Origin of the sequence: Pseudomonas sp. Sample_9 (genome assembly GCF_004307535.1) — a bacterium.
GTDB classification, from domain to species: domain Bacteria; phylum Pseudomonadota; class Gammaproteobacteria; order Pseudomonadales; family Pseudomonadaceae; genus Aquipseudomonas; species Aquipseudomonas mercuritolerans.
The window spans coordinates 16,696-17,875 of sequence record NZ_RAZO01000135.1 but is presented as its reverse complement, the minus strand read 5'-3'; the positions used below and the strand labels follow the sequence as shown (position 1 = coordinate 17,875).

Annotated in this window: 1 protein-coding gene; it reads right to left on the bottom strand. The window is 63.1% G+C overall.

What is annotated here, in order from left to right; translation table 11 throughout:
• On the bottom strand, positions 1 to 1,178 hold a 1,178-nt coding region (fdhA, locus tag D6877_RS07085), incomplete at its 3' end, for a formaldehyde dehydrogenase, glutathione-independent (RefSeq protein ID WP_130910318.1).
• Positions 1,179 to 1,180: the final 2 nt, after the last annotated feature.

Below are 1,180 nucleotides of genomic sequence, written 5' to 3'. Positions count from 1 at the left end.
TGCGGATCAATCACAAACTTCTTCGGCACACCCGCATCGAACTCGCCGTAACCTTCCGGCGCCTGATCGAGGCTGATCACTTGCACGCCGACCACTTCGGCAATGTTGATGCGGTCCCACATGATCGCCTGCATCAACTGGCGGTTGTACTTCATCACTGGAGTCTGGCCGGTGTGGAAGCTGTGGGATTTGGCCCAGCCCAGGCCGAAGCGGATGCTCAGGCTGCCCATTTTCGCCGCGGCGTCGACGGCGCCCGGATCTTCGGTGACGTACAGGCCCGGGATACCGATCTTGCCGGCAACGCGCACCACGCCCATCAGTGAGTTGAGCACCGTGGCCGGGGCTTCGGCCTTGACGCCGTCGTGGCCGTGGCCGCGTGCTTCGAAGCCAACGCAGTCCACTGCGCAGTCGACTTCCGGCTCGCCCAGCAGTGCGGCGATCTGTTCGTGCAGCGGGGTGTCCTTGGACAGGTCGACGACTTCAAAGCCCTGGGCCTTGGCGTGGGCCAGGCGGATGGTATTGACGTCGCCGACAATCACCACCGCAGCACCAAGCAAACGTGCGGAAGCGGCAGCGGCCAGACCGACCGGACCGGCGCCGGCGATGTACACGGAGCTGCCCGGGCCAACGCCGGCAGTCATGGCGCCGTGGTAACCGGTCGGGAGGATGTCGGAGAGGCAGGTCAGGTCGCGGATTTTCTCCATGGCCTTGTCGCGATCCGGCAGTTTCAGCAGGTTGAAGTCGGCGTACGGCACCAGCACGTATTCAGCCTGGCCACCGGTCCAGTCACCCATGTCGACGTAACCGTATGCGCCGCCGGCACGGGCCGGGTTGACGGTCAGGCAGACGCCGGTGTGTTGCTCTTTGCAGGAACGGCAGCGCCCGCAAGCTACGTTGAACGGAACAGAGACCAGATCGCCGATCTTCAGGTTTTCGACGTCGGAGCCCTTTTCGATCACCTCGCCGGTGATTTCGTGACCCAGCACCAGACCGGTCTGCGCCGTGGTCCGACCGCGCACCATGTGTTGGTCGGAGCCGCAGATGTTGGTGGAAACCACTTTGAGAATGACCCCGTGCTCGATCTTGCGACCGCGCGGGTCCTGCATTTTCGGATAGTCGATTTTCTGTACTTCGACCTTGCCAGCGCCGAGATACACCACACCACGATTGCCAGACATGC